At 66.8% G+C, this 25,184-nt stretch carries 25 protein-coding genes and 1 riboswitch; of the genes, 6 read left to right on the top strand and 19 right to left on the bottom strand.

Annotated elements, in window-relative coordinates:
* Positions 1 to 32: 32 nt before the first annotated feature.
* From OU426_RS08830 to OU426_RS08820, 3 genes are all read right to left on the bottom strand, one after another.
* Entirely contained in the window at positions 33 to 2,786 is a 2,754-nt protein-coding gene (locus OU426_RS08830) for a DUF2339 domain-containing protein (protein ID WP_267633573.1), read from the bottom strand.
* Between the two features lie 126 nt (positions 2,787 to 2,912).
* Positions 2,913 to 3,959 (bottom strand): YcjF family protein, encoded by a 1,047-nt coding sequence (locus OU426_RS08825; protein WP_267633572.1) that lies wholly within the window; start codon positions 3,957 to 3,959, stop codon positions 2,913 to 2,915.
* Complete coding sequence (locus tag OU426_RS08820) at positions 3,956 to 5,347, bottom strand: YcjX family GTP-binding protein (RefSeq protein ID WP_420712579.1); 1,392 nt, start codon at positions 5,345 to 5,347, stop codon at positions 3,956 to 3,958. The genes OU426_RS08825 and OU426_RS08820 overlap by 4 nt, the downstream gene beginning before the upstream one ends.
* 147 nt (positions 5,348 to 5,494) lie before the next feature.
* Between OU426_RS08820 and OU426_RS08815 the strand changes: the two genes are divergently transcribed.
* Positions 5,495 to 6,169, top strand: a complete 675-nt coding sequence (locus tag OU426_RS08815) for a hypothetical protein (RefSeq protein WP_267633570.1) — start codon at positions 5,495 to 5,497, stop codon at positions 6,167 to 6,169.
* A gap of 118 nt (positions 6,170 to 6,287) precedes the next feature.
* Here OU426_RS08815 and folE2 read toward each other — a convergent pair whose 3' ends face one another.
* Positions 6,288 to 7,385, bottom strand: coding sequence for a GTP cyclohydrolase FolE2 (gene folE2, locus OU426_RS08810; protein WP_267633569.1), 1,098 nt, complete (start codon positions 7,383 to 7,385; stop codon positions 6,288 to 6,290).
* Positions 7,386 to 7,568: 183 nt separating this feature from the next.
* Positions 7,569 to 8,744 carry an O-succinylhomoserine sulfhydrylase gene (gene metZ, locus OU426_RS08805; protein ID WP_267633568.1) on the bottom strand — a complete coding sequence of 392 codons (1,176 nt, stop codon included), beginning with the start codon at positions 8,742 to 8,744 and terminating at the stop codon, positions 7,569 to 7,571.
* Between the two features lie 42 nt (positions 8,745 to 8,786).
* Positions 8,787 to 8,865: riboswitch (SAM riboswitch) on the bottom strand.
* 81 nt (positions 8,866 to 8,946) lie between these two features.
* Between metZ and OU426_RS08800 the strand changes: the two genes are divergently transcribed.
* Positions 8,947 to 9,198, top strand: a complete 252-nt coding sequence (locus tag OU426_RS08800; protein WP_267633567.1) for a hypothetical protein — start codon at positions 8,947 to 8,949, stop codon at positions 9,196 to 9,198.
* A gap of 77 nt (positions 9,199 to 9,275) precedes the next feature.
* On the opposite strand, the gene OU426_RS08795 is transcribed toward OU426_RS08800, so the two are convergent.
* The 6 genes from OU426_RS08795 to OU426_RS08770 all read right to left on the bottom strand — a co-directional run bounded on the left by OU426_RS08795 (position 9,276) and on the right by OU426_RS08770 (position 13,677).
* Positions 9,276 to 9,836 carry an NYN domain-containing protein gene (locus OU426_RS08795; RefSeq protein ID WP_267633566.1) on the bottom strand — a complete coding sequence of 187 codons (561 nt, stop codon included), beginning with the start codon at positions 9,834 to 9,836 and terminating at the stop codon, positions 9,276 to 9,278.
* Between the two features lie 53 nt (positions 9,837 to 9,889).
* A complete protein-coding gene (locus OU426_RS08790) occupies positions 9,890 to 10,495 on the bottom strand; it encodes an inner membrane-spanning protein YciB (RefSeq protein ID WP_267633565.1) in 606 nt (201 codons plus the stop codon).
* An 8-nt stretch (positions 10,496 to 10,503) separates the two neighbouring features.
* Positions 10,504 to 11,403 (bottom strand): EamA family transporter, encoded by a 900-nt coding sequence (locus OU426_RS08785; protein ID WP_267633564.1) that lies wholly within the window; start codon positions 11,401 to 11,403, stop codon positions 10,504 to 10,506.
* A 4-nt stretch (positions 11,404 to 11,407) separates the two neighbouring features.
* The gene (ftsY, locus tag OU426_RS08780; protein ID WP_267633563.1) at positions 11,408 to 12,583 is read right to left on the bottom strand and encodes a signal recognition particle-docking protein FtsY; all 1,176 of its coding nucleotides are present in this window, start codon (positions 12,581 to 12,583) and stop codon (positions 11,408 to 11,410) included.
* A 59-nt stretch (positions 12,584 to 12,642) separates the two neighbouring features.
* Complete coding sequence (locus tag OU426_RS08775) at positions 12,643 to 13,290, bottom strand: lysoplasmalogenase family protein (protein WP_267633562.1); 648 nt, start codon at positions 13,288 to 13,290, stop codon at positions 12,643 to 12,645.
* Positions 13,291 to 13,398: 108 nt separating this feature from the next.
* On the bottom strand, positions 13,399 to 13,677 hold the full coding sequence (locus tag OU426_RS08770; RefSeq protein ID WP_267633561.1) for a hypothetical protein: 279 nt from the start codon (positions 13,675 to 13,677) through the stop codon (positions 13,399 to 13,401).
* Between the two features lie 305 nt (positions 13,678 to 13,982).
* Here OU426_RS08770 and OU426_RS08765 point away from each other — a divergent pair, with 305 nt between their 5' ends.
* Positions 13,983 to 15,062, top strand: a complete 1,080-nt coding sequence (locus tag OU426_RS08765; protein WP_267633560.1) for an alkane 1-monooxygenase — start codon at positions 13,983 to 13,985, stop codon at positions 15,060 to 15,062.
* The gene (locus OU426_RS08760) at positions 15,059 to 15,460 is read left to right on the top strand and encodes a hypothetical protein (RefSeq protein ID WP_267633559.1); all 402 of its coding nucleotides are present in this window, start codon (positions 15,059 to 15,061) and stop codon (positions 15,458 to 15,460) included. The genes OU426_RS08765 and OU426_RS08760 overlap by 4 nt, the downstream gene beginning before the upstream one ends.
* A gap of 97 nt (positions 15,461 to 15,557) precedes the next feature.
* Here the strand turns inward: OU426_RS08760 and xseA are convergent, their stop codons facing one another.
* The gene (gene xseA, locus OU426_RS08755) at positions 15,558 to 17,057 is read right to left on the bottom strand and encodes an exodeoxyribonuclease VII large subunit (protein ID WP_267633796.1); all 1,500 of its coding nucleotides are present in this window, start codon (positions 17,055 to 17,057) and stop codon (positions 15,558 to 15,560) included.
* Positions 17,054 to 17,674, bottom strand: coding sequence for a glycine-rich domain-containing protein (locus tag OU426_RS08750; protein WP_267633558.1), 621 nt, complete (start codon positions 17,672 to 17,674; stop codon positions 17,054 to 17,056). The genes xseA and OU426_RS08750 overlap by 4 nt, the downstream gene beginning before the upstream one ends.
* 69 nt (positions 17,675 to 17,743) lie before the next feature.
* Between OU426_RS08750 and purD the strand changes: the two genes are divergently transcribed.
* A complete protein-coding gene (purD, locus tag OU426_RS08745; protein ID WP_267633557.1) occupies positions 17,744 to 19,006 on the top strand; it encodes a phosphoribosylamine--glycine ligase in 1,263 nt (420 codons plus the stop codon).
* A 97-nt stretch (positions 19,007 to 19,103) separates the two neighbouring features.
* Here the strand turns inward: purD and OU426_RS08740 are convergent, their stop codons facing one another.
* A complete protein-coding gene (locus tag OU426_RS08740) occupies positions 19,104 to 19,847 on the bottom strand; it encodes an FG-GAP repeat domain-containing protein (RefSeq protein ID WP_267633556.1) in 744 nt (247 codons plus the stop codon).
* Positions 19,847 to 20,170, bottom strand: coding sequence for a 2Fe-2S iron-sulfur cluster-binding protein (locus tag OU426_RS08735; RefSeq protein ID WP_267633555.1), 324 nt, complete (start codon positions 20,168 to 20,170; stop codon positions 19,847 to 19,849). Before OU426_RS08735 ends, OU426_RS08740 begins: the two co-directional genes overlap by 1 nt.
* 135 nt (positions 20,171 to 20,305) lie before the next feature.
* Here OU426_RS08735 and OU426_RS08730 point away from each other — a divergent pair, with 135 nt between their 5' ends.
* Positions 20,306 to 21,193 (top strand): DMT family transporter, encoded by an 888-nt coding sequence (locus OU426_RS08730; RefSeq protein ID WP_267633554.1) that lies wholly within the window; start codon positions 20,306 to 20,308, stop codon positions 21,191 to 21,193.
* 43 nt (positions 21,194 to 21,236) lie between these two features.
* Here the strand turns inward: OU426_RS08730 and OU426_RS08725 are convergent, their stop codons facing one another.
* The 4 genes from OU426_RS08725 to hflK form a co-directional block, all read right to left on the bottom strand.
* A complete protein-coding gene (locus OU426_RS08725; RefSeq protein ID WP_267633795.1) occupies positions 21,237 to 22,670 on the bottom strand; it encodes a DegQ family serine endoprotease in 1,434 nt (477 codons plus the stop codon).
* A 186-nt stretch (positions 22,671 to 22,856) separates the two neighbouring features.
* Positions 22,857 to 23,063 (bottom strand): DUF2065 domain-containing protein, encoded by a 207-nt coding sequence (locus OU426_RS08720; protein ID WP_267633553.1) that lies wholly within the window; start codon positions 23,061 to 23,063, stop codon positions 22,857 to 22,859.
* 1 nt (position 23,064) lies between these two features.
* Positions 23,065 to 23,958 carry a protease modulator HflC gene (hflC, locus tag OU426_RS08715; RefSeq protein ID WP_267633552.1) on the bottom strand — a complete coding sequence of 298 codons (894 nt, stop codon included), beginning with the start codon at positions 23,956 to 23,958 and terminating at the stop codon, positions 23,065 to 23,067.
* Positions 23,958 to 25,127, bottom strand: coding sequence for an FtsH protease activity modulator HflK (gene hflK, locus OU426_RS08710; protein ID WP_267633551.1), 1,170 nt, complete (start codon positions 25,125 to 25,127; stop codon positions 23,958 to 23,960). The genes hflC and hflK overlap by 1 nt, the downstream gene beginning before the upstream one ends.
* Positions 25,128 to 25,184: the final 57 nt, after the last annotated feature.

Raw genomic sequence — 25,184 nt, 5'->3', positions numbered from 1 at the left:
CCTCCGGAGTATTTTTGGACAGAACGTGAAGATCAGCCGGAACTTGTTTCCTGCGGGCCTTCCTCCTGCCGCTCCGCCGCCCAGCGGTTCAGCCAGGCGAGGCCCGCGAGGGCGAGGCCGAGGGCGAGGAAGGAGAAGACCCGGGTGAGGCCCGAAAGGCCGGAGGCGTCGATCAGGAAGACCTTGGCGATGGTGAGCGCGATCACCGCCATGGCGATCCGCCTCAACCCGCCCGACCGCCGGGCGATGGCCTGGTAGAGGAGCGCCGCACCAAGCACCATCAGCGCGATCGTGTAGCTGTAGAGTTCAGGTTGGGTGACGCCATAGACCGACAGGTCTGGCCCGCGCCAGAGCCGCCTTATCTCCAGCCCTGCGTAAAGCGCCGCAAGCGCTATGCCAAGACCCTGCATCGGCAACGAGAGCCAGCGTGGCAGATGATCGAGGCGCCGCGCGGCGACGATCAGCATCAGGCCGGGGATCAGATAGGCGACGAGGAGGGAATCAAGGATAACCGGCCCCCGGACCCAGCCCCGGCTGTCGAGCAGCCCGAACAGCGGATTGGCAGGCAGGGCTGACAGGCCGAGGCCGCCGAGCGCGATCAGGCCTGCAACAGAGGCGATTACCCAACGCAGCCAGCGAAGTGCTCCACCGAGTTGCAGGCGGTAGAGCTGCACCAGCGCGAGGACAAGCCATGGCATCGAGTTGAGCGTAAGCGCCCAGTGGCTCAGCGTTGATTCGTCGTCGAATTGCCGCAACACCATCACGTTGACGAAGAGCGCCAAAGCCGCCGCCCCGCCGGATTCGAGAAAGACGCGGGCGTTGCGCCGCTCTTCCGGCACGATCAGCCGCAGCGCACCAAGCATTGCCGCCGACGCGCCGCCGTAGGCCAGGATCGCGTCCGCCGGGCCGGCATCCCACACCGCCCACATGAGCCCTGGATCGACCACCAGCCGGTAGGACAGCGCCATCACAGCCGCCTGGATGAACCAGCCCATTTCCGGCAGGCGGAAGCGGCGGTCAAGGAGCGCAGCCACGGGGATGAGCGCGGCCAGCGCCAGCGTCAGCGCCGCCTTGGTCAGGACAAGGCCGAAAGCGAGCGCAATGAGCGCAAGCGTCGAGAGGGTCGCGTAGGCGGCCCGGCGCCTTTCCTCGCCGTCTGCCGCCGCGAAGCGGCTGGCGAGGAAAGCCATCAGTGCCGCAAGAGCAATCACATGCAGTGCCCAAGGGTAGGCGCCGAGGACCGAAGACGGCGCCCAGAAAAACTCCAGCCCCACCGCCGCAAGGGGCGCGATCAGTGCCGCCGCCGCGCCCCAGGACGCGCGCATGTCGCCCCGGCCGCTGCGCCAGGCTGCGATCAGGCTCATCACCACGCCAAGGCCAAGGAGCAGCGCGGCCGTCTGCGGCGGCCCGACCTCGGGCAGGCGCAGGTCGACGGCCTTGTCGGCATAGGACCGTGCCATGGGCCCGAAGCCCGCGCCCTCAAGCGCCAGTCGGGCCAGAAAACCCGCCGCAGGCAAGAGGGCAAGGTCTGAAAGCGCCCGGGCGCGCGCGGACCAGAAGGTCACCACCCCGGCGAGAAGTGCAAGGCAGAGAAAGGCGATCAGGCTGTCGGCCTCGCCCGGCCCGTCCTGAAGGACAAGCCCGAGGACCGACAGCGCCATCGCCCCCGCAGCAAGGCGGGTCGGGAAGATCGGCCATCCGGCCCGCCCGCGCGTCAGGACCGCCTCCGCCACCATTGGCCCGTCGTGATCGGGCGCAAGCCTGAGGCAGGGCACCAGAATGGCGAGCACTGCGAGGAGGGCTAGAGCCAGGGCGGCATAGCCCGCGGCGCCGCCGCCGACCGCGACGAGGAAAAGCCCGCCGTAGCCGACGCCAAGCGCCAGGACCGAGACCCAGGCCCAGCGCCGGGCGGCGTCGATCCCGAGGCCAAGCGCGGCGATCAGGCAGAAATAGGCGTAAAGCGGGTCGATCGACTCGCTCGACCCGCCGACCGCGAAGGGTGCGATCCCGGCGCCGATCAGCCCGACGGCGGCGAGGAAAGGCCCGTAATACCAGCCGATCACCAGGGCGAGCGCCGAGACGGCCGCCAGTCCGCCGAAGGCCGTGCCGGTGCCGATCAGGTCATAAAGCTGGCGCGCCGCAAGGACGCCCGCGAACATCGAGACGATCCCGGCGCCCGCGAAGGTCGAGGGCAGATAGGCGGTCGCCGATTTCGCCCCGTCGCCCGACCGGCGGCGGATGAATTCGCCCGCCGCGATCAGCGCCAGCCCGAAGAGAAGCGCCATGATGACGCGGGCGGGCGGCGGCAGGAGGCCGTTTTCCATGCCATATTGCACGAAGAAGACGCCAGCGAAGGCGAGCGACAGGGCAGAGATGGCATAGACCCAGTTGGCCTTCAGCCAGTCGCCAAGCGCCGAGGCCCGTTCACGCGAAACGACGACCGGCCGGTCGGCGGCTGGCACGGATGTCATGTCAGGCGGCGCGACGGGTGCAGCGGCCGCAGGTGCGCCCGACCAGGGATCGACGGGCACCGCGCCCGGATCGGCCGCGTCCGGCAGATCGGCCACCGGTGTGGCAGGCGGCGGGGTCACAATACGGTCATCCACCCTATCCGACCCGACCCGAGGCATCACTGCCGCGGGTATAGACCGTCCGGCAAGATCGACATGGCGCCGCTCCAGATCAGTCAGGCGCCGCGAAAGTGCGGCGACCTTGAAGACCAGAACGACCACCGTCACCGGGATCGCAAGCGCTGCCAGCGCCGCCAGTATCGCGAGAAGTTCCATTCCGCACCATCCCCGTTTTTTCGGCGGAGGTTAGGGGCGAGAGGCGCCTGCCGCAAGTCAGCTATTCCCGCCCTCGGGGCTGGCGGCATGTGCCGAAATCTTAGAAAGATTTCGGACCGGAGCCTTTCAAAGGCTCCGGCCGGATTTCGTATCGAAATCCGGCTGCGCTTCCTCCCCGCTGCGCCCGAAAAGCCCGGCGAGCCCGCGCGTCAGAAGGTTCGTGACTTTGGGGCGCGGCAAGGCACGGAAGGGCAGCGGGCGGCAGACCTCCATCGCCGCGATGCCGACGCGCGCCGTCAGCGCGCCGTTGATCACCCCTTCGCCAAAGCGGCGTGACAGCTTCGACAAAAGCCCGCCGCCGGCCACCGAATGGATCAGGTCATCGCCCACCGCGACCGCACCCGTCGCCACCAGATGCACCGCGACCCGCCGCATCAGACGCCAGCTGCCGAAGGCACCCGACCGGCCGCCATAGATCGCCGCGATCCGCCGCACCATCCGCGTATTGGCGATCAGCGCCACCGCCACATCTGCAAGCGCCAAGGGCACGATCGCCGTCGCCGCCGCCACCTGCCGCGCCGCCGCCTCGATCTCGCGCCGCGCCAGCTGGTCGAGCGGGCCGAGGTAATCTTCTTCGACCAGCGTCAGAAGCGCACCGGCCTCGGCCAGATCCTGACCCCGCTCGCCATGGCGTGCAGCGACCCAGGAGAGCTCCGCCCGCCCCCGGTAAAGCGCCGCTACTTCGGCCTGCACGGCGCGCGCGCCGCTCAGGTCGCCCGCCCCGACGGCAACAGCCGCCCGCTCCCTCAGCCCGTCGATCCGCCGGAGCCGCATCAGCGCCAGAAGCTCGCGCGCCACGAAGATGAGCGTGAGCGCCGCGAACAGCCCCGCGAGCACCACCGCCACCGTTCCGAGCAGCGGATAGCTGACAAAGAGGCTCTCGACATAGGACCAGAGCGCCAGTGTCAGAAGAAACAGCAAAAGCGACCCCGCCGTCCCGAGGAGCCAGACCCCCAGCCGCCAGCCCCGCCGCGCCGGAACCGGCACGGCAAGGTCAATCGGTTCCGCCAGTGGCGCCAGATCGGCGACGGCAGGCATCTCGGCGGGATCAAGCTCGATCACCAAGGGACCGAGCCGCTCGCCCCGCCTTGCGTTTCCCTGTCCACCGCTCACAGCCTGTCTCCGATCAGAAAGTCCACCGCCCGGTCGAGCCGGATATGCGGCAAACCCCGGCCCGCCCCGCCACCCGGCGCGGGCAGGAAGCGCATCGCCTGATACTCACCGTCCAGCCACCCCGCCGCCGCCTCGCGCGCTGGCGTCAATATCTCGGCCGGATTGTCCGGCAGGTCGCCCGCATGGAAGGCCGCGACCCGCCCGTCCTCGAGCCGCCCCTTCACGCAAGCCACCTCCCGCCCGCCCGATCGCACCACATCCTCCGCTGTCACGCGCAACGCGGCAATCGCCATCGCCGCCGTATCCGCACCCGCGAAATCCGCCCGCTCCTTCGCCGCCCGCATCAGCGCCGCCAATATCGCCGCCAGCCGCGCATGCTGGCTGGAATGCAGATGATCGGCCTTGGTCGCGGCGAAGAGGATCCGCTCCACCCGCCGTTGCCCGAGCAAGGCCGCCAGCCACCCGGACCGCCCCGGCCGGAAGGCAGACAGCACCGCCGCCATCGTCGTCCGCAGATCCTCGGCCGCCCGGGGCCCGGCATCGAGCGCCGCCAGAAGGTCGGCCAGCACCACCTGCCGGTCGATCTTGGCGAAATGGTCGCGGAAGAAGGGCATCACCACCTTGGCCTTATAGGCCTCGAACCGCCGCGCGAACTCGCGCCCTAGCGACCCCCGCCCCGGGGCCAGATCGGCCTTCAGGGGCGCGAAGGTCAGCGCGGGCGAGCCCGCCAGATCACCCGGCAGAAGGAACCGCCCCGGCGTGCAATCGGCATATCCCGCCGCCCGCGCCGCCTTGAGATAGTCCGTGAAAAGCCCCGCCAACCGCCCGGCCTCCCCCTCTTCCAGCCGCGCCCCCGCATCCACCGCCACCAGAGCCGCCAGACAGGCCCGCGCCTCCGCCAATTCCTCCGCCCGCGCCGCGAGCTTCTGGAACGCCCCCCGCGACCAGTCCTCGTAGGACTGATCCATCAGCATCAGGTCCAGAAGCCACTCGCCCGGATAATCGACGATATCGAGATGGAGGCGCCTTTCCCCCATCACCGCGCCCGCGATCCCCCGCCCCGCAAGCCGGAACGACAGCCTCAGTTCGCTCACCGCCCGCGTGCTTTCGGGCCAATGCGGCGACGACCCAGTCAACGCCGCCAGATGCGCCTCATAGTCAAAGCGCGGCACGGTATCGTCGGGCTGCGGCTGCAGATAGACCGCCCGGATACGGCCCGCCGCCTCGGCGCGCAGGCCCGCCATCCGCGCCCGGTCGAGGAGGTTGGCCACAAGCGCGGTGATGAACACCGTCTTGCCCGCGCGCGACAGACCCGTGACGCCCAAACGCACCACCTCCTCCGCCCCCACGAGGCCCCGCACCGCCTGCCCGATCCCGCCGATCACCATCCGATCCTTCCGTTTCCCCCTAGATAGGCACCCCCCGCCCACCGCGAAAGCCCCTACCGCCCGCTGCCCCCTTGCCAAACGAGACAACCCGCTCCACCGTAAGGAGAACGGGGCTGACATGACACCTGCGGATCGGAGTTCAGACGATTGAAATATGTCCTCCTCGCCTTCGTCGCCCTCCTCGCCCTAGCGGGCTGCAAGGAACGATACACGTGGCGCCAGAAGATGACCGTCACGGTCGAGACACCTTCAGGCGAGGTCTCGGGGTCGTCGGTCAGCGAGGTGAGCTGGCAGGAGAAACTGTTCTACTTCCCCGACGGATTTCACTGGAACCATGACGAGACGGGTGAGGCGGTGGTGGTCGAGGTCACGCCGGGCCGCTATCTCTTCGCGCTCCTCAAGAGCAAAGACACCACCGAATATCTGGGCTCGGTCGCACCCGCCTCGATCTCCGGGCAACAAGGTCGCGTTGTCGATCCCGCGCTTTTTGACGAGGTGCGCGACAAGCGCGACCGCGCCGCTGGGGTGATTGTGGTGCCGGACTATCAATATCCGCTGATGGTGACATTCGCTGACCTTACCGATCCCACGAGCGTGGCGCTGATCGACCCCGCCGATCTGGCGGCAAGCTTCGGGGCGGAGGTGATGCTGAAGTCGGTAACGCTTGAAGTGACGGGCGAGCCGGCGACTAAGGGACGGGTCGAGGCGTTGCTCAACTGGATCGGCCAGTATCCAGAAACGCGACTGATCCGAAATGCTGCGCCGACGGATTTCTCTCCTGAGGCACAGTTGGATCAGGGTATGTTCATTAGCGGGCACTGAAGCCACCACGTCGCACCTCACCCGGGGCGCGGTCAGCGACAAATTCCCGACGGTTTTCCTTACCATACGTACAGGCATACGTTCTGCCATACGTAAACTGCACCCGTTGCCGCCGCCCTCAGGCGCTGCGGTGGAGGCTGGCGAAGAGGCGGGGCTCCAGGCTTTCGGAGGCGAAGGTCGGCCCCTCGGTCAGGACCGACACGGCATCGTGGCTGTGCAGGCTTTCCTGATGGACCGCGACGATCCGGAAGTCGCCGACGCGCGGTTCTGCGAGCAGCCGCTCGGCAAAAGACCGCGCCGCATCCTCGACGAAGATCGGGTTCGCGGCGTTCAGTTCGGCAAAGGCCTGTTCATCCTCGCGCTTCACCATCACTTGGGTCTCGGTCGGCACGGCCGCGCGGGCAAGCTCGATCAGATCCTCGTACCAGAACCGCTTAGCCCCTGATTCCACAGCAGAAATCCGCGCGATCGAGCGCTGCGAATGCGGCGTCGCCAGCTGCCCGCGCGCCTGCCGCGCGTGCTCGGAAAGTTCCAGCGAACAGGGGCAGGTCGAGGAATAGACATAGTCCAGATGGATGATGCGCTTCCTGACCCCCGCCGTCTCGGCCAGTTCCAGCGCGATATCGTAATATTGCCAGCCCGCAAGGCCCGAGCGCAGGCTTTCCACCCTTGCAGGGAAGGAAAAGCGCATCTGCAGGCGGGCATCGAGGCTGTCATGATCGGCCTTGTAATCGTCCAGAGCCTTGGCCATCACGTCGAAAGAGAACGTGCGTTCCGCATGCGCATAGAAGGACCGCATGATCCGGCTCATATTGATGCCCTTGCGGTCCTCTGTCAGGGAAACCGTTCCGGTCACCGAGGTTTCCAGCGTCAGGTCGGCCCCGTCGCGGGTATGATAGCGGATCGGCAAGCGGAAGTTCGAAATCCCCACATGCTGGATCGGCGCCTTCGCCCCGACGATCAGGCTTGAGGGTCCGTTCTGCAGGTCTGGCATCGAGGCGCGATAGGCGGCGTCGGGGCGGAAATCCTCGGGGTAAGTCCGCGACAGATCAGGATAATTCCCCACTTCGCGGCCCGGGAGCAGGCGCGCGATGGCAGGATCAAGGCGCGCGACCTCGGTCGGGTCGGCCTTGGCCGCCCAGGCACGCAGCGTGGCAAGCGCCTCTTCCGCGGCGTCGCGGTTCGGTTCCCGGTCGATCTCGCCTATGAAGTTCATCAGACCCCCCAAGGGCGTGGAGCCCGCTTCCTACATGATCCCGGCCGCGGATGATATAGTCTAACGCGAACCGCCGCCAAGCGAAAGCGACCTGTCGCCCGGCCGCTCCCAATGTCTCCTCGCGGGCCTCCGGCCTCTCGTCGTGCATCGCGAAAAGCGCCCAAGGCGACGATGAGCGGCCCCTCAGGCCCGCTGCAGCGCCTGCAAGAGGTCGGTGACGATATCGTCCCCGTCCTCGATCCCCAGAGACAGGCGCACCAGCCCCGGCGTGATGCCCAGAAGCGCCTTCTGCTCGGCCGGAAGCCGTTGGTGCGTGGTCGTCGCCGGATGGGTGATGATCGATTTCGCATCGCCGAGGTTGTTTGAAATCTTCACGATTGTCAGCGCGTTGAGGAAACGGAAGGCCGCAGCCTGCCCGCCGCGCAGTTCCAGCGTCACGACCGTGCCCCCCGCCCCCATCTGTTCCATGGCGATGGCGTGATGCGGATGGTCCTTCAGGCCCGGATAGATCACTTGCGACAGCTTCGCATGGCCCGTCAGCCGCTCCGCCACCTTCAGCGCCGTCGCCGCCTGGGCCCGCACGCGCAGATCAAGCGTCTCCATCCCCTTCAGCATCACCCAGGCGTTGAAAGGCGACAGCGCCGCGCCGGTGTGCTTCAGATAGGGTTCCAGCACCTTGCGGATGAACTGTTTTGTCCCGCAGACCACGCCACCGAGCGCCCGGCCCGACCCGTCGATATGCTTCGTCGCCGAGTAGACGACGACATCGGCACCAAGCGATACGGCCTTCGAGAAGGTCGGCGTGGCAAAGACATTGTCGACGATCACTGTCGCACCCACCGCATGCGCGATCTCCGCGACCGACTTCAGATCAATGACCTCCAGCGTCGGGTTCGACACGCTTTCAAGGAAAACGGCCTTCGTGTCAGCCCGCACCGCCGCGCGCCATTCATCAAGGTTCGTGCCGTCTACCAAAGTCACCTCGACTCCGAAGCGGCCCAGGACTTCCAGCACATACAGGCACGATCCGAACAGCGCCCGCGCCGCGACCACATGGTCGCCCGCCCTCAGCATCGCGGTCAACGCGCCATTCACCGCGGCCATCCCCGAGGCGGTTGCGAAGGCGTCCTCCGTCCCCTCGATCGCCGCCATCCGTTCTTCGAACATCCGCACGGTCGGGTTGCCGTAGCGCGCATAGATGAACTCGTCCGGGCCGGATTCGATGAACCGCGCCTCGGCCTGTTCGGCGCTCTCATAGACGAAACCCTGCGTCAGGAAGATCGCCTCGGACATCTCGCCATACTGGCTGCGGCGCGCGCCGGCATGAATGAGTTTCGTCCGCGTCTTCCAGTCCGTCATGGCCGCCTCCGGCAACAAAAAACCCCCGACCGGAACGGCGGGGGTGAAACACCTCCGACCCTTTTAGCGGCTTCTTTAACGTGGCCCGCAATCCGGTCATCAAATCGCCACGGGCGAGGGATTAGCCCAAAGCCGGGACTTGGTCAACGGGCCTTGCGGGCGCGGTGAAATTGGATTGAACTGCAGGGAACAGGAGATATCCATGCGCCGCCTCGTCCTTGCCGCCTGCCTCGTCCCGACCCTCGCCGCCTGCGTGGCGGACCTGCCGCCAGAGGTGCCTCAGGGATCGGTGGAGTTCGCAGGTGTAACCTACCCCGTCACCTCGCGCGGCGACCTGTGGTTCGTCACGGCAGGCGACAGACGCGTCCAGTGCCGGGCGGCCACGCGCGAGGATTGCTACTGGTCTCTGCGTGCCCATCTCGCGGCCGAGGCGGCACTCGCCGACCTCGGGTAGCACCACGGCGCCGGGACAGCCCGAAATCTTGCAAAGATTTCGGACCGGATTTCGCCACGAAATCCGGCGCCTCTGCCTCACGCGTCCAGATCAAGCCAAAGCGCGCCTTGCCGGAAGCCCCCGCGTATGAGGTGGCCTTGCGCGCGAACTTCAGGATGGGTCTCCGCCCAATCGCGGTAGCGGTCGTTCGTCACGATGCGGGCGCCAAGTCCGCGCGCTGCGGCGAGGATCGCGGGATCGGCGGGTGTTCCTTTCGGGACTACCGTTATCCGTTCTTCGGACAGGCCAAGAAGCCGCCCGAGCGCCCGTTCGTTCAGATAGCGCCCATTCAGGCGGTAACCCGCGTTCGCGTCAAACACGACACCCGCCGTATAGCCAAGCGCGGCCAGCCTGCCCACGACGTCGCGCACCGTGCCGATATCAGGCTCGCCCTCCTTCCAGTGCATCACGTTCGATCCGTCCACCACGATCCAGCGCAGCGCCCGGGCGGGTCTGCGCACCAGCGCCTGCAGGAACAGGTAGAGGCTGCCGATTGCCGAGGGGCCGGCCACAAGCAGCATGTCCTTAGCGCCGGGAACGTAAAGCGCCCAGACGACGACCACACCAGAGAAGAGAAACAGGACAAGGGGGGCAATCATGGCGCGAACCTAGCTGCGGGCGACGTCCCTGCCAAGACCGGTGGAACCGGGTCTTACTCGCCCGGCCGCTCGTCCGTGCCATAAGTCTTCAGAAGCCCGCCCTGCGCCATGAAGAAGAGGAACAGTGCGGCGGGCAGGCCGAAGGTCTTGAAATTCACCCAGGCCTGATCGGACATCGTCCGCCAGATAGCCTCGTTCGCGACGGCGAGGCCGAGGAAGAAGGCGGTAAGGCGTCGGGTCAGGATCATCCAGCCTTCCTCCTTCAGGGGCATCGCCTCTTCGATCGCGAGCGCGAGGTAGGAGCGGCCGCGCATCAGGCCGAAGCCGAGAATGCCCGCAAAGAGCAGGTAGATGATCGTGGGCTTCATCTTGAAGAACCGCTCGTCGTTCAGCCAGACCGAGAGGCCACCGAAGACCACGACAAGCACCAGCGTCGCGATCTGCATCGGCGCGAGCCGCCCGGTCAGCCGCCAGAGGATGACCGTCGTCGCGACCAGCAGCGGCACGAAGAGCGCGGTCGCGAGGATGAAGCCGCCATATTCAGTGCCGCCCAGAGTGAAGGTCTTGTCCTTCAGCCGCCCGAAGGCGAGGAAGAAGGCAAGGATCGGCCCGAACTCCAGCCCCATCTTCAGCCATGGATTGATCTTTCTGCCCGCCATCCTCATCCTCACCGTCCGAATTCCACGATCACCGCACCCGCCGCGATCAGCGCCATCAGGGCCGCCCTCGCCGGTCCCACGCGTTCGCCCAGCACGAGCCAGCCGATCAGCGCGGCAAAGACCGTCGAGGTCTCGCGCAAGACCGCCGCCTCGCCCACCCGGTCGAGCCGCGTCGCCATCATGATGGCGCCGAAGCTGAAGAAAGCCACGAAGGCGCCGATCACGCCGCGCTTCACCAGCGCCCGGGCCTCGGCCCCGCGCAGGGACAGAAGCTTCCGCCTCATATAGACCGGCATGAAGAGCCCGTCGATGAAGAAGAACCAGGCGAGGAAGGTGAAGGGATCGGCGGTCGAGCGGATGCCCCATGCGTCATAGGTGGTGTAAAGCGCCACGAAAAGGCCGGTCAGGATCGCGAAGCCAAGCGCGGGCGCCAGCGTCTCGCGCCCCGCCGCCAAGTGGCGCCAGTTGTAGAGCGCAAGCCCGTAGATGCCTGATAGAAGCACCGCGACGCCGACCCACTGGCCAAGGGTGAAATGTTCGCCGAAGAAAAGCCCCGCGCCAAAGACCGCAAAGAGCGGCCCGGTGCCCCGCACCACCGGGTAGACGACCGTATAGGCCCCCCGGTCATAGGTCATCGCCTGCGCGATCTTGTAGCCCACATGGATGACGAAGGCGCCCGCGAAGATCGGCCACATATGCGGCTCGGGCCAGGGCACGACGAAGAGCGCGAAGGGTGCCGCGATCAGCGCGTAAGACCCGTCAATCGCCGCGCGCGAGGCCCAAGGGTCGTGCTTGCCCTTCTGCAGGGCGCCGAACAGTGCGTGCAGGACGGCGGCCATAAGCGCCAGCGCCAGCGCCGCCTGATGGCCGGCCGGTGTGCCTTCCAGCGCGCGGAGCCAGTCGCTCAATCCCTCACGCCCCGCTGCCGACCAGTGCGCGGGCGAATTCCTCGGGATCGAAGGGCTGAAGGTCGTCGATCTGTTCACCCACGCCGATCGCATGGATCGGCAGGCCGAACTTGTCGGCCAGAGCTACAAGCACGCCGCCCTTGGCGGTGCCGTCTAGCTTCGTCATCACCAGACCCGACACATCGGCGATCTTGCGGAAAATATCGACCTGCATCACTGCATTCTGCCCGGTCGTCGCATCAAGGACGAGAAGCGTATTGTGGGGGGCGGACGGGTCTTTCTTGCGGATCACGCGCACGATCTTGGCCAGTTCCTCCATCAGGTCCTGGCGGTTCTGCAACCGGCCCGCCGTGTCGATCATCAGAAGGTCGGCGCCCTCAGCCTCGGCCCGCGTCATCGCATCGAAGGCAAGCGAGGCGGGGTCCGATCCTTCGGGCGCGGTCATCACCGGCACGCCGGCGCGGTCGCCCCAGATCTGCAACTGCTCGACCGCGGCGGCACGGAACGTGTCGCCTGCGGCAATCACAACCGTCTTGCCCGCCGCACGGAACTGGCTTGCGAGCTTGCCGATCGTGGTGGTCTTGCCCGATCCGTTCACGCCCACCACCAGAACCACCTGCGGCTTCTTGGGATAAAGCGGCAGCGGGCGCGCCACCGGCGTCATGATCCGCGTCACCTCGGTGGCAAGGATCGCCTTGATCTCGCTCACCGACAGGCGCTTGCCCATCCGTCCCTCGGCAAGGTTTGCGGTGACGCGCAGCGCGGTCTCCACCCCCATGTCGGAGCGGATCAGCAGCTCCTCAAGGCTTTCGAGCATCGCATCGTCAAGCTCGCGCCGTGGCTCCGCCTCGGCCTTCGCGCCGCCGAAGATCCGGCCGATCAGGCCCGGGCGGGCTGGCGCGGCGGCGGGTGCAGGCTGCGACTTTGCCGACGGCGCTGGCTGGGGCGCTGGTGCCTCGGCGGCGGGCGGCGGAGCCGACGGCTCAGGCGGGGCCGGGGGCGGCGCGGCAGGTTCGGCCTCTGGCGCCGGGGCGGTTTCTGGCGCGGGCTCGATAGCGGCTTCGATTGCGGGTTCGGGCGCCGTATCCGCGGGCGCCTCGGCGACGATCGCCTCCAGCCCCTCGTCGAGTTTCGAGGAGCTTTTGAACAGCCGGTCCTTGAGCTTGTTGAAAAATGACATCCGCCACCCGTTCTCTGACCTTCCCCCACCTAATCGCTTGATTGGGTCAAGGAAAGGGGTCAGGCCGGATGCACAGGCAGGAGGCCAATCAAAATCAGGGCCTGACCGCTCCAATAGGCGGCCCAGAGCAGCCGCTGGATCAGCGGACGCACCCGCGCGCCGGGCGGCAGGACGAAGAGATCAAGCGCCAGAAGCGCGTCCGACAGGACGAAGAGCAGCGCGCCCGCGAGCGTGACACCGAAACCTTGCGGCAGGGTCAGCGCCGCCAGCGCCATCAGCGTGATGATGACCACATAGGCCCTGACCGGCCAGCGCAGCGCGCCGGTCTTCGGCGCAAGCCAGAGCTCGGTCGACAGCGCCAGGGCGATCAGCGGTATTGCGAGAAGAAGCGGCAGTGCGCCGCCCCCCAGCCCCCAGAACTGCGCCGCATAGGCCAGATGGCCAAGCCCGAAGGCGCCCATCCCGGCCAGAAAGGCCCGCTCGCCCGGCCGCGAGAGAAGGAAATCGCCCAGGGCGCCAAGCGCGAGGCCGATGAGCACCAGCGCCGGAGCGCCGAGCAGCAATCCGAAGGGCAGGAGCAAGGCCGCAGACAGGACCTTGACCGCCGATTTCGCGCCCGAGACGGGCAACACTGCAAAACGCGCGCCGTAGATCAGTGCGGAACCGAGCGCGAGGGCAAGGCAAGCAGCAGGCAGAAGAAGGTCCATTCGGTCCCCGGTCGTTCGGAAAATGTGCACCGGGACCATGCCCGGCGCCGCACCGCCGGGCAACCGTTCCCTCGCGTCGTCACTCGCGAGGGCGAGGCCGCGCCAAGATCAGGGGCGCAGCAGGATCGCAACCGCGATGAAGCCGATCAGAAGGACCGCATCGACGATCCAGGCCCAGACCGGCAGGCGCGAATAGACCGCCCAGATCGTCGGCGGCGGCGCCGTCACCCGGACCGATCCGTTGTTGACGGCAAAGCCGACGATGCCGGTGAAGACCGCCATTGCGGCGAAGATGTAGAAAGCAGGGAACGGGGTAAGCACACCCGCCACCACGGCACCGATACCGATCGCGATGGCGACAATCATTGCAAGAAGGGGGCTGTTCATGACTTTTCTCCGAAGGATGCTGAAAATGAGCCCGGACGGCCTGGAAACGGACGAAAATCGAACGGAGGACACTCCGGCCGGGCTAGGTCCATCATAGCAGATCGGACGCCCGCACCGAACAACCTTCCGTTGCGTAAATCGTCGGGTATTCATGGCTTGACGGACCGCTTTGACGGGCAAGGCGGGCGGCGAAGCGTGTCCGGCGGCCTATCCTCGGTCGTGAAGCCTGCTTGAGTCGCGCGCCCTGCTCGGGCATGACTGGTCGCGCGCGGCGGAATGGCCGCCGCCCTGCTCCGGAGGTATCCGTGCCGATCAAGCGCCCCGACCTTGCGTTCCTCGCCCATCCCGCGATGCGCTTCGCCTGCGCGAGCCTTCTGCCTGCGCTGATCCTCGCACTTGGCGCTATTTTCGGCGGCCTCTGGGCCTTCCTGGGCTTTCTCTGGATGACCGGCCTTGTCTTCGCGGGCGACCAGCTGGCGCGCTCGCTCGGCCTTGCCCAGCCGGAGATGCCGCGCGATGCGGTTTCCGACCGCGTCGTCCTCACGGTGGGCGCCGCGCATTTCGCCTTTCTCGCCATCGTGCTGTACGGCCTGTCTGGCGGCAGCGGGCTTGGGCTTTTCGGCTGGCTTTTCACCGCGATCGGCGCCGGGCTCTGGTGCGGGCAGGTGTCGAACTCGGTCGCGCACGAGCTGATCCACCGGACCGAACGCGCACCGTTCGAGCTTGGCCGCTGGATCTATGTCTCTCTGCTTTACGGCCATCACACATCGGCGCACCGGCTGGTCCATCACCACCATGTGGCGACGCCCGACGATCCGAACAGCGCGGCCTTCGGCGTGAGCTTCTACGAATTCCTGATCCGCGCCGTGCCGGGGGAGTTCATGGCGGGCTATGAGATGGAAAACAGTCTCAGGGCAGCAAAGTCAGAAGGCAAGCCCGGCATCCATCCTTACGTGATCTACGTGGGCGGCGGCTGCCTGTTCCTGATGGTGGTGGCCGAGGTCTTCGGATTGTTCGGTTTTCTGTCCTATCTTCTCCTCTGCACCCATGCGCTACTGCAACTGCTCCTGTCCGATTACGTCCAGCATTATGGGCTTGAGCGGCGCAAGACCGGGCCGGATGCCTATGAGCCCTTCGGGCCGGAACATAGCTGGGACGCGCCGGATTTCCTCTCTGGTCTGATGATGATGAACGCGCCGCGCCATGCCGACCATCACGCCCATCCGGGGCGGAGTTTCAGTGAACTGCAGCTGTCGCCCGAGGGCAAGGCGCCCCTCTTGCCCGCCTCGCTGCCGGTGATGGCGACGATCGCGCTGGTGCCGTCGGTCTGGCACCGGATCATGGATTCGAGGATCAGTCGCATGCGGCGCGGAGCGGCAGGATGAGGATCGCGGTTTCGCTTGGCCTTGCGCTGATTGGCGGGGGTGCGGCGTTCGCCGAGCCGGAGGCGCTCACTGGCGAGGCCTCCGACAAAGCCGTCACCGGCCGGACCTTCCACTATCGCGCTGGGCCGTCGTCCTTCGGGACCGAACAATATCTGCCGGGGCGGCGGGTTGTCTGGGCCTATACGGGCGACGATTGCGTGAAGGGTATCTGGTATCCCGAGGGCGGGGATATCTGCTTTCTCTATGAGGGTCAGGAAGAACCGGTCTGCTGGTCTTTCGCTGAGACCGACGCGGGTCTCGTCGCTCGCTCGCTCGGCAATCCCGACCTGCCGCCGCTGACCGGGCGGCAGACACTGCCGGATGCGCTTGCCTGCCTCGGGCCTGACGTGGGCGTCTAACATCGCTTGTTTCGTCCCGCCTGCGGCGGGCCGACCCGCCGGGGAGGGCGATGCCCTCCCCGGACCCCACCCGGGATATTTCTGAACGAAAGAGAGATCAGAAGAGCGACCCTTGATCGGGGCCGGGCGGCTTTTTCGTTGGAATTTTCAGGCGTCCGCCTGTCGTCAAACGTCCGTCCTGAAACTCGATCTCCAGAAGTGTCGCCCTTTCGGCTGCTGCACGGCTGGTGACGATGCGGTCGTCGGCGCGGACCACGGCGAAGCCGCGCTTCAAGGTCTCGCGGTAGCCGAGCGTCTGACGGGTGCGGTCGAGCGAAGCGAGCCGGTCGAGGAGCGCCGCGAGGCGCGCGGAGACCGCCCGGTCAAGCGCCTGACCGAGCCGCGCCAGATCGGCTCGGCGCTGCCTGGCATCCTTCGTCTCATCCTCGAGCCTGCGGCGGAGGGCCGGGGCGAGGCGGGCGGACAGCTGGCCCAGATGGCGGCGCTCGGCCTCGATAACGCGGGTCAGAAGCGGCGGCTGGACCCGGGCGCTGACCCGCGTCAGCGCGGTACGCTTGGCAAGCGCCGCCTGCCTCAGCGCGCCGGGCAGCCGGTCGGACCAGAGGTCGAGCCGCTGGCGGGCGTTGCCGGTCAGCGCCTCGGGACGGCCGAGCGCGCGGGAAAGGTCCGCGAGGCGCTGCCGGCGCTGGTCGAGGCGCTGGCGCGTGGCGCGGGCGAGGCGGGCGGATTGTTCCTGCGTCCAAGCCAGAAGCTCCATCCGGACCGGCACCGCCATTTCGGCCGCTGCGGTGGGCGTGGGCGCACGGCGGTCGGCGGCATGGTCGATGAGGGTCGTGTCGGTCTCGTGGCCCACAGCCGAGATCAGCGGGATGGCGCTGTCAGCGGCGGCGCGGACCACCTGTTCATCGTTGAAGCCCCAGAGATCCTCGATCGACCCGCCGCCGCGCGCCACGATCAAAAGGTCGGGGCGCGGGATCGGGCCACCCGTCGTCAGGGCATTGAAGCCCCGGATCGCGGCGGCGACCTCGGGGGCGCATTTCTCGCCCTGCACCGCCACCGGCCAGATGAGGACGCGGCGCGGAAAGCGGTCGCGCAGCCGGTGCAGGATGTCGCGGATCACCGCGCCCGAGGGCGAAGTGACGACGCCGATGACTTCCGGCAGGTAGGGGATCGGCTTCTTGCGTTCCTGCGCGAACAGCCCCTCGGCGGATAGCCGCGCCTTCAGCTTTTCCAGCATCACCATCAGGGCGCCCGCGCCCGCGGGCACGATGTCGTCGACGATCAGCTGGTATTTCGACTGGCCGGGGAAAGTGGTGAGGCGGCCGGTGGCGATCACCTCCATCCCCTCCTCGGGCCGGACCGACATGCGCGCCGCCTGCCCCTTCCAAGAGACGGCAGCGATGACGGCGCGGTCATCCTTGAGGTCGAAATAGAGATGCCCCGAGGCAGGCCGCGAGACACGGGAAATCTCGCCGCGCACCCGGACATGGCCGAACTCGCCCTCGATCACCCGTTTCACCGCGCCGGAGATTTCCGAGACGGTGAATTCGGGGGAATTGCCGGGGCCGGGGCTTGCGTCTTCGAAAATGTCCATCAGTCTCCTCCGCAGCCGTCGCCATCGCCCGAGCAGCCGCTGCCGCAGCCGCCAGATGACGACCCTCCGGTCCAGGGTCCCTTCATCTGCCACCACAGGACCGGCAGAAGTGAAGCGAGCCCGACCGGCAAGGCTATTGACCAGAGGTCGTTCTTGGCCAACAGGATGGCAAAAGCGATCGGCGCGATGAACCAGAACCCGACCCAGCGGCCGCGGGCGAGGATCGCGCGATCGGGCCAGACACGCGGATGAACCGCGCCGAAGGTCGCACCGATCCTTTCCCGCGTCCTGTCGTAGCAGGGGTCGTCGGCTGCACGTACCCGGCCCGGGTTGTGGTGGATCATCCGCCCGAAGATGCGCGGGCAGAAGTCCTCGGCATAGGCGCGGGTATCCTCCAGATGCTTGTGCCAGATCCAGTCGACGAGAGGCGAGGGCACAACCACCTCTCTGCCCGTCGCAGCCAGGTAGAGGAAGCGGCGGTATTCACGGACCGCGACGGCAGCCTTCTGCCTGCCAAGGCCACCCATGCCCGCGATCTGCGCCTCAAGCGTCTTGCCGGAGGACATTGTCAGCGGATCGGCATCAAGGCGGGTCCAGAGATCGGGGTCGGTCAACGTCATCCTGTGCCCTTGTCTGCGGGTCAGGGCCACCTTATGACGCCCCCAATCCAAGGGAAAGCGGGGGCGTGCATGAATATCCTGATCCTGGGCGGCGGCGGGCGCGAACATGCGCTCGCGTGGGCGGTCAAGCAGAACCCCAAATGCGACCGGCTGATCGTGGCGCCGGGCAATGCCGGGATCGCGGCGATTGCGGAATGTGCGGATATCGATGTGCTGGACGGGGCGGCGGTTCTGGCGCTTGCTGTCGAGAATGCCGTCGATTTCGTCATCGTCGGGCCCGAGGCGCCCTTGGCCGCCGGGGTGGCGGATGCGCTGCGCGCAGGCGGGATCCTGACCTTCGGACCATCGGCGGAGGCAGCGCGGCTTGAGGCGTCGAAGGCCTTCACGAAAGAGGTCTGCGACGCGGCAGGCGCGCCGACCGCCGGATGGGCGCGGTTTGCCGATAGGGCGGCGGCGCTGGCCTATGTGCGGGCGACGGGCGCGCCGATCGTGGTCAAGGCAGACGGGCTTGCCGCGGGCAAGGGCGTCGTCGTGGCGATGACGCCTTCCGAGGCCGAGGCGGCGATCGAGGACATGTTCGGCGGGTCGCTCGGGGCGGCGGGCGCCGAGGTGGTGATCGAGGAATTCATGGGCGGGGAGGAAGCGTCGCTCTTCGTCCTCTCCGACGGGGTGGATGTGCTGGAAGTGGGCACGGCGCAGGACCACAAGCGCGTGGGTGACGGCGATACCGGCCCCAATACCGGCGGCATGGGCGCCTATTCGCCGGCACCTGTGCTCACGGATGCAGTGCTGAAACAGGCGATGGACGAGATCGTGCGGCCGACGGTCGCGGAGATGGCGCGGCGGGGGACGCCGTTTCAGGGTGTGCTTTACGCGGGCCTGATGATCGAGAACGGCCGGGCGCGGCTCGTCGAATATAACGTCCGCTTCGGCGATCCAGAGACCCAGGTCCTGATGATGCGGATGGGGGCGCAGGCGCTCGATCTGATGCTCGCCTGTGCCGAGGGGCGGCTGGCGGGCGCGCGGGTGAACTGGGCCGAGGATCATGCGCTGACGGTGGTGCTGGCTGCGAAGGGCTATCCGGGCAGCTATGAGAAGGGGACGGCAATCGGTGGGCTCGACACTCTGCCCGAGACCTCGTCGGAGATGGTCTTTCATGCCGGCACGGTCGAGCGTGATGGCAAGGTGCTGGCCAATGGCGGGCGGGTCCTGAACGCGACGGCGCGCGGGGCAAGCCTGGCCGAGGCGCAGGCGCGGGCCTATGGGCTGGTGGACAGGATCGACTGGCCGGACGGCTTCTGCCGCCGCGATATCGGCTGGCGCGCGCTTTAGCTTTCGGCCCGCGCCTTTCGCGCGGGCTGACCCGCCGGAAGGGCTCTGCCCTCCCGGACCCTCCCGGAGTATTTCCGGACAGAACGTGGGGAGCGGATCAGTCGCAGCCCAGGGGTGCGTCGAAGCTCTTGGAGCCTCGATAGGCGGCGCGGTCGCGGCTGACGAGCGTGCCACCCATGAGCGAGGTGGCGATGATCCGCGTCCAGTCTTCATTGGCGGTGAGGATCGTCGGGACGCCGTCGCAAGAAGCGATGCCGCCCTGGATGAAAGGATCGCCATACCGGTGGTTGGTCAGGCCGCGTGCCTCTGCCACCGGGACCAGCCGGTCGCCCACCAGCCGGACGATCTTCAGGATCTTGCCGAGGTGCGGGGTCTCGACATAGGCGATCTCGGTCCTTCCGTCGCCGTCGAGATCGGCGGCGCCAACGGGGGCGAGCCAGCGGTGGCGGGTGCCGATGAAGGGCGTGGCGGCGATGCGGCCCGACCCGTCCCAGACGGCGAGGCGTGAGCCCTGCGTGAGGCTCGATTCCACAACGATCACCTCGTAATCGCCGTCGCCGTCGAGATCGGCGAGGTGCGGGGCAATATCTTCGAAGACGAGGCCTTCGCGGAGCGGAAAGACGACCGTGCCGTCGAGGATCATAGCCGACCATTCATGGCCCGCCCCCAGCGCGCCATGGCCATATAGCGTCGATGGCTGGGCATAGGTCGCGTCTGCTACCCCGTCGCCCCCGGCCTTGGCCGAGGGACCTACACAGGCGGCCATAAGCCCTGCAAGGGCGCCTGCGGCGGCGAGAGCCGCCCGGCCCAGCCCTCTGGCGGCGAGAGCCGCCCGTTCCATCAGATCTGCTTTTCCGGCATATAGACCTTCAACCCGTCGAGCGCGTCCGACACTTTCAGCTGGCAGGTCAGGCGCGAGCGCGCCGGGTCGGGCTCGTAGGCGAAATCGAGCATATCCTCTTCCATCGCCTCTTTCTTCGGCAGGCGGCCAGACCAGGCCTCGTCGACATAGACATGGCAGGTCGAGCAGGCGCAGGCGCCGCCGCAATCGGCCTCGATCCCGGGAATGCCATTGTCGCGGGCGCCTTCCATCACGGTCAGGCCGTTGGCCACATCGACCACATGTTCCTTGCCGCCAAATTCCACGTAAGTGATCTTCGCCATATCCCGCCTCTTCTGCCAAGCCGGGCCGACATAGGCGAAATTCCCGGGCTTTTCCAGAGGGCGCCCCCCTTGGTGCCGCTTGCGTGACGTTACGGGCGGCCCTAAGCAGGGCCGACATCCGGGTGCGGGGCCGAAATGCGCGAGAGACATCCCTATTTCGGCCTGGCGCTGGCCGCCTTCGGCGCGCTTGTCATCACGCCCGACACTTTCTTCATGCGGCTGACCGACATGAACGGCACCCAGCTCATCGCCTGGCGCGGCCTGTCGAACGGCGCGATCTTTCTTCTGGCCTGGCTGCTCAGCCACCGCGACCAGCTTCTGCAGGACCTCGGCGTGCTTTCAAGCCCCGCGGGCATCGCCATCGTTCTGGTGAACATGGTCAATATCGCGCTTTTCAGCTTCGGCATCGCCACGGCGCCGGTCTCGATCGTGCTCTTCGCTGTCGCCAGCATGCCGATCTTCGCGGCTATCTTCGCCCATCTCTTCGCGGGGGAGCGCAGCGGGCACGCGACCTGGATCGCGACCGTGGCGGTGATGACCGGGATCGGCATCGCGGTCTTTGGCCGCGATGCGGGCGGCGTGGGGTTCAACCTGGCCTCGATGATCGGGGCGCTGTGCGGGCTCGGCGTGGCGGCGGCGCTGGCCACCACCTTCGTCACCATCCGCCATCACCCCGCCCTGCCTGTCCTGCCGGTGATGGGTCTCGGCTCGCTGATCCTCGGGGCAGTGGCAGCCATCTCCCTTGGACCGGAGGCGATGTTGAAGGGCAACATCTGGGCCGCGCTCATGTCCGGGGCGCTGATCCTGCCGGTTTCCTTCGCGGCGCTCGCCTATGCCAACCGCCATACGGCGGCGGTGAACGTGAGCCTTCTGATGCTTCTCGAAACCATCCTCGGTCCGGCCTGGGTCTGGATCGGTATCGGCGAGGCCATGTCACCTTGGGAAATTGTCGGCGGCGCGATCGTGATCGTCAGCCTTGCCGCCTATATCCTGTCGGTCGGCCGCCAGACCGCCGCCGCATGAAAAAGGCGCCCCGAAGGGCGCCTTTTCCGGAAAGATCGCAGGATCACTCGACCGAGATCGCGACAAAGCGCGGATCGCCCTCGCGGCGGATGAGGAGGAGGAGCGATTTGCGCCCCGCCTCCTTGGCCTCTTCGATCCGGCTCTCCAGATCCTTGATCGAAGCGACGCGCGCCTGACCAGCCTCGGTGATCAGGTCGCCCGCGCGCAGGCCCTTGGTGAAGGCCTCGCTCGACTGGTCGATGTCGGTGACCAGAAGGCCCTGATCCTCGGGCGAGAGGTTCAGTTGACTGCGCATCTCGTCGGTCAACTCATTCAGCTTCATGCCGAGGAGGCTCTTCTCCATCGGTTCGGTCGGGCTGGCCTTGGCGGGCACCGGCACCCCCTCGGCTTCCTCGCGGCGGCCAAGCGTGATGGTCAGCGCGACGCTTTCGCCGTTCCGCAACACGGTGATCGGCACCGGTTTGCCGACCTCGGCATCGCCCACGGTGCGGACCAGTTCGCGCGAATCCTTCACCTCATGGCCATCGAACTCGACGATCACGTCGCCCGACTGCACGCCTGCCTCTTTCGCCGGGCCGTCCGGCACATCGGTGACAAGCGCGCCATGCGCAGTCTCAAGACCCATCGCCTCGGCTACATCGGGCGTCACGTCCTGGATCTTCACGCCAAGCCAGCCGCGCCGCGTCTCGCCGAAATTCCTGAGCTGATCGACGACTTTCGTCACGACGTTCGAGGCCATCGAAAAGCCGATGCCGATCGAGCCGCCGGTCGGGCTGAGGATCGCGGTATTCACCCCGATCACCTCGCCGTTCATATTGAACAGCGGCCCGCCCGAATTGCCCTTGTTGATCGCGGCATCGGTCTGGATGAAATCGTCGTAGGCGCCCTGAAGCTCGCGATTGCGGGCCGAGATGATCCCGGCCGAAACCGAGAAACCCTGACCCAGCGGGTTGCCCATCGCCATGACCCAGTCGCCCACGCGCATCCTGTCGCTGTCACCGAAATTGACGAACGGAAGCGCATCCTCGCTTTCGACCTTCAGGACCGCGATGTCGGTCTTGGGGTCGGTACCCACCAGTTTCGCATCGAGCGTCTCGCCCGAGAAAAACTCGATCTGGATCTCGTCGGCGCCCTCGATCACATGGTTGTTGGTGACGATGAACCCGTCCTCGGAAATCACGAAGCCCGAGCCGAGCGCATTGGCGCGCTGTGGCCCCCGGTTGCCCGGCCCGCCGGGCTGGTCGCCGAATTGATCGTTGAAATCCTTGAAGAAATCCTCGAAGGGCGAACCTTCTGGTACCATCGGGCCAGTGCCGGCCGGGGCTTCAACCACGGTCGATGTGGTGATGTTCACCACCGCCGGGCTGACCTGATCAGCCAGATCGGCGAAGCTTTCGGGGGCACCGAAAGCCTCGACCTGCGGCGCCTGAAAGGCGAGGAAGGCGGCCGATGCGATGGCGATCCAGACCGTGCGCATCCCGTTTGCGTGCCGGGAGTGGCGCCGGGAGGGTGCAAGGACGTGAAGTGTCACGATGAAACTCCTGTTGTCTCTGTGGCCTCGGGAAGAGAGGCACGGGTCTTTTCAACACTGTTGGCGGACGGAAGGGAACTCACTCCCGGTCGCATGCCGTCAAAAGGTGGTGAGCGGACAGCGCGAAGTCAATCAGCCGCCCGCCAAACCTATCAGCCAGATCGTGGCGACGCCCGCCGCGATGGCGGCAAGCCCCATCAGTCGGCGGTTTTCCACCGAGACCTTGGCCAGAAGTGCGAGGATTTCCTCGATCTTGCGCGGGGCCAGTGCCAGCACCAGCCCCTCAGCCACACACAAAAGGCCAAGGGCGAGGCCGATCTCGGTCGGCCCCAGCCCCATCCTATTGCCCTGCGACCGTGCCGCCACCGCCCGCTGTGGACGAGCGGAGATAGTCGAAGAATTCGCTGTCTGGCGCGATCACGAGGGTCGAATTGTCGCCAAGAAGCGAGGCACGGTAAGCGGCGAGCGACCGGTAGAAATCGAAGAATTCCGGGTCCGCGCCATAGGCATTCGCGAAGATCGCGGTGCGCTTGGCATCCGCCTCGCCGCGGATGATCTCGGCCTGACGTCTGGCGTCCGACACGGTCTCGATGACCGCACGGTCGGCAGCGGCGCGCAGACGCTGCGCCGCCTCGTTACCGCGCGCCACCTGATCGGCCGCCTCGCGCTGCCGCTCGGCCCGCATCCGGGCAAAGGTCGCTTCGAGGTTCTGTTCCGGCAGGTCGGTTCGACGAAGCCGCACATCGACGATCTCGACGCCCAGCGCCGCCGCCTCGGTCCGGGCCGCGTCGCGGATCTGCAGCGCAAGGGCCGCACGGTTCTCCGACAGGATGGCGGAACTGTCGACGCCGCCCAGCACCTCCCGGATCTGCGCACGCAGGATCGTATCGATACGGTTTTCGGCAAAGCTCTCGCCGCCCGCGCCGGTCGCCTGGCGGAAGCGTTTCACATCGACGATCCGGTAGCGGGCGAAAGCGTCCACTACCAGGCGGCGGTCGTCCGAAGGCGTGACTTCCAGAGGCTCGATATCGCGACCGAGGATACGGTCGTCATAGCGCACGACCTCCTGGATCAGCGGGACCTTGAAATAGAGGCCCGGCTCTTCGCGGATTTCCTGAATTTGACCGAGCTGCAGGACCAGTGCCTTTTCGCGTTCATCGACGATGAAGACCGACGACAGGACCGTGGCCAAAAGGACCGCCGCGAGCGGCAGAAGGAGGGTTGTCCGGTTCATCAGTTGTTACCTCCGGCTGCGGGCTTGGCGCCGGCTGGCGGCTTGCCGATCTCATTCAGGGGCAGGAAGGGCACGACGCCCTGCTGACCGCCCGCATTCTCGTCGAGGATGACCTTGTTCACCCGGCCCATCACCTCTTCCATCGTCTCCAGATAAAGCCGCTTGCGGGTCACCTCCGGCGCTTTCTGATATTCGGCCAGAACCGCCGAGAAACGGCTCGCTTCACCTTCCGCCTGGTTCACCACCTGGGCGCGGTAGGCCTCGGCCGCTTCGAGTGTCGCCGCAGCTTCACCGCGCGCGCCCGCGACCACGCGGTTCGAATAGGCGTCCGCCTCTTTCTGCAAACGGTCGCGTTCCTGTTCGGCCGACTGCACTTCCTTGAAGGCGTCAATGACCTCGCGCGGCGGATCGGCGCGGTCGAAGTTCACGCGGACGACATTCAGGCCGCTGTCATAGCTGTCGAGCGTCTGCTGGATCAGTTCCTGCAGCCGTTGCGCAATCGCGCCGCGGTCACGGTTCAGGATCGGGGCGAGCGGCGATTGCGCAATGATCTCACGCATCGAGCTTTCCGACACGGCACGGATCGTCAGCTGCGGGTCGCGCAGGTTGAAGAGATATTTCTCGGGGTCGTTGACGTTCCACACGACCTGGAAATCGATATCGACGATATTCTCGTCGCCGGTCAGCATCAGCCCCTCATCGCCGCCGGTATTGCCGACGCCGATATCCTCGGTCCGCTCCGGCGTCACCGGGATGACCTCGTAGGAATAAAGCGGCCAGGGCGCGAAGTTCAGGCCCGGTTCACCGACCGCCGACCGTTTGCCGAGGAACAGCTCGACCGACTTTTCTTCCGGCTTGACGGTGTAGAAAGAAGCGAAGGCCCAAAGCCCCACCGCCGCCAGCGCGCCAAGTGCCAGCGCATTGCGCGGCAGACCCGGTCCGCCAGAACCGCCGCCAAAGCCGCCGCCCTGACCGTTGCGGCCACCGCGACCGCCCATCAGCACCTTGAACTGTTCGGTGCCCTTGCGGACCAGATCGTCGATCTCGGATATCGGCGAGCCTTCGCCCCGGCGCCCGCCGCGCGGCGGCTCGCGATCCCCGCGCCGCCGGTCGTCATCGTCGTCATTGCCCGATCCGCCGCCGCCCCAGGGGCCTCCGCTGCCAGCCATACGTATCATCTCCCGTCAATTACTGCCCAAGCAACTGGGCACTCATCCCTGAATGTC

The organism is Frigidibacter sp. RF13, from assembly GCF_026626305.1.
Classification (GTDB): domain Bacteria; phylum Pseudomonadota; class Alphaproteobacteria; order Rhodobacterales; family Rhodobacteraceae; genus TMP-24.
The sequence above is the reverse complement of the archived record's forward strand: the minus strand, read 5'-3'. Positions and strand labels throughout refer to the sequence as shown.

Bases quoted from the DNA above. Each gene is read 5' to 3' on its own strand.
- hflK (WP_267633551.1), bottom strand. From the start codon at position 25,127: ATGGCTGGCAGCGGAGGCCCCTGGGGCGGCGGCGGATCGGGCAATGAC.
- OU426_RS08770 (WP_267633561.1), bottom strand. From the start codon at position 13,677: ATGAACAGCCCCCTTCTTGCAATGATTGTCGCCATCGCGATCGGTATC.
- OU426_RS08760 (WP_267633559.1), top strand. From the start codon at position 15,059: ATGAGGATCGCGGTTTCGCTTGGCCTTGCGCTGATTGGCGGGGGTGCG.
- OU426_RS08730 (WP_267633554.1), top strand. From the start codon at position 20,306: ATGCGCGAGAGACATCCCTATTTCGGCCTGGCGCTGGCCGCCTTCGGC.
- purD (WP_267633557.1), top strand. From the start codon at position 17,744: ATGAATATCCTGATCCTGGGCGGCGGCGGGCGCGAACATGCGCTCGCG.
- OU426_RS08795 (WP_267633566.1), bottom strand. From the start codon at position 9,836: ATGATTGCCCCCCTTGTCCTGTTTCTCTTCTCTGGTGTGGTCGTCGTC.
- OU426_RS08750 (WP_267633558.1), bottom strand. From the start codon at position 17,674: ATGACGTTGACCGACCCCGATCTCTGGACCCGCCTTGATGCCGATCCG.
- folE2 (WP_267633569.1), bottom strand. From the start codon at position 7,385: ATGAACTTCATAGGCGAGATCGACCGGGAACCGAACCGCGACGCCGCG.
- OU426_RS08740 (WP_267633556.1), bottom strand. From the start codon at position 19,847: ATGGAACGGGCGGCTCTCGCCGCCAGAGGGCTGGGCCGGGCGGCTCTC.
- OU426_RS08830 (WP_267633573.1), bottom strand. From the start codon at position 2,786: ATGGAACTTCTCGCGATACTGGCGGCGCTGGCAGCGCTTGCGATCCCG.
- OU426_RS08800 (WP_267633567.1), top strand. From the start codon at position 8,947: ATGCGCCGCCTCGTCCTTGCCGCCTGCCTCGTCCCGACCCTCGCCGCC.
- OU426_RS08775 (WP_267633562.1), bottom strand. From the start codon at position 13,290: ATGGACCTTCTTCTGCCTGCTGCTTGCCTTGCCCTCGCGCTCGGTTCC.
- OU426_RS08725 (WP_267633795.1), bottom strand. From the start codon at position 22,670: ATGCGCACGGTCTGGATCGCCATCGCATCGGCCGCCTTCCTCGCCTTT.
- OU426_RS08735 (WP_267633555.1), bottom strand. From the start codon at position 20,170: ATGGCGAAGATCACTTACGTGGAATTTGGCGGCAAGGAACATGTGGTC.
- OU426_RS08790 (WP_267633565.1), bottom strand. From the start codon at position 10,495: ATGGCGGGCAGAAAGATCAATCCATGGCTGAAGATGGGGCTGGAGTTC.
- hflC (WP_267633552.1), bottom strand. From the start codon at position 23,958: ATGAACCGGACAACCCTCCTTCTGCCGCTCGCGGCGGTCCTTTTGGCC.
- ftsY (WP_267633563.1), bottom strand. From the start codon at position 12,583: ATGTCATTTTTCAACAAGCTCAAGGACCGGCTGTTCAAAAGCTCCTCG.
- OU426_RS08720 (WP_267633553.1), bottom strand. From the start codon at position 23,063: ATGGGGCTGGGGCCGACCGAGATCGGCCTCGCCCTTGGCCTTTTGTGT.
- OU426_RS08820 (WP_420712579.1), bottom strand. From the start codon at position 5,347: ATGGTGATCGGCGGGATCGGGCAGGCGGTGCGGGGCCTCGTGGGGGCG.
- metZ (WP_267633568.1), bottom strand. From the start codon at position 8,744: ATGACGGACTGGAAGACGCGGACGAAACTCATTCATGCCGGCGCGCGC.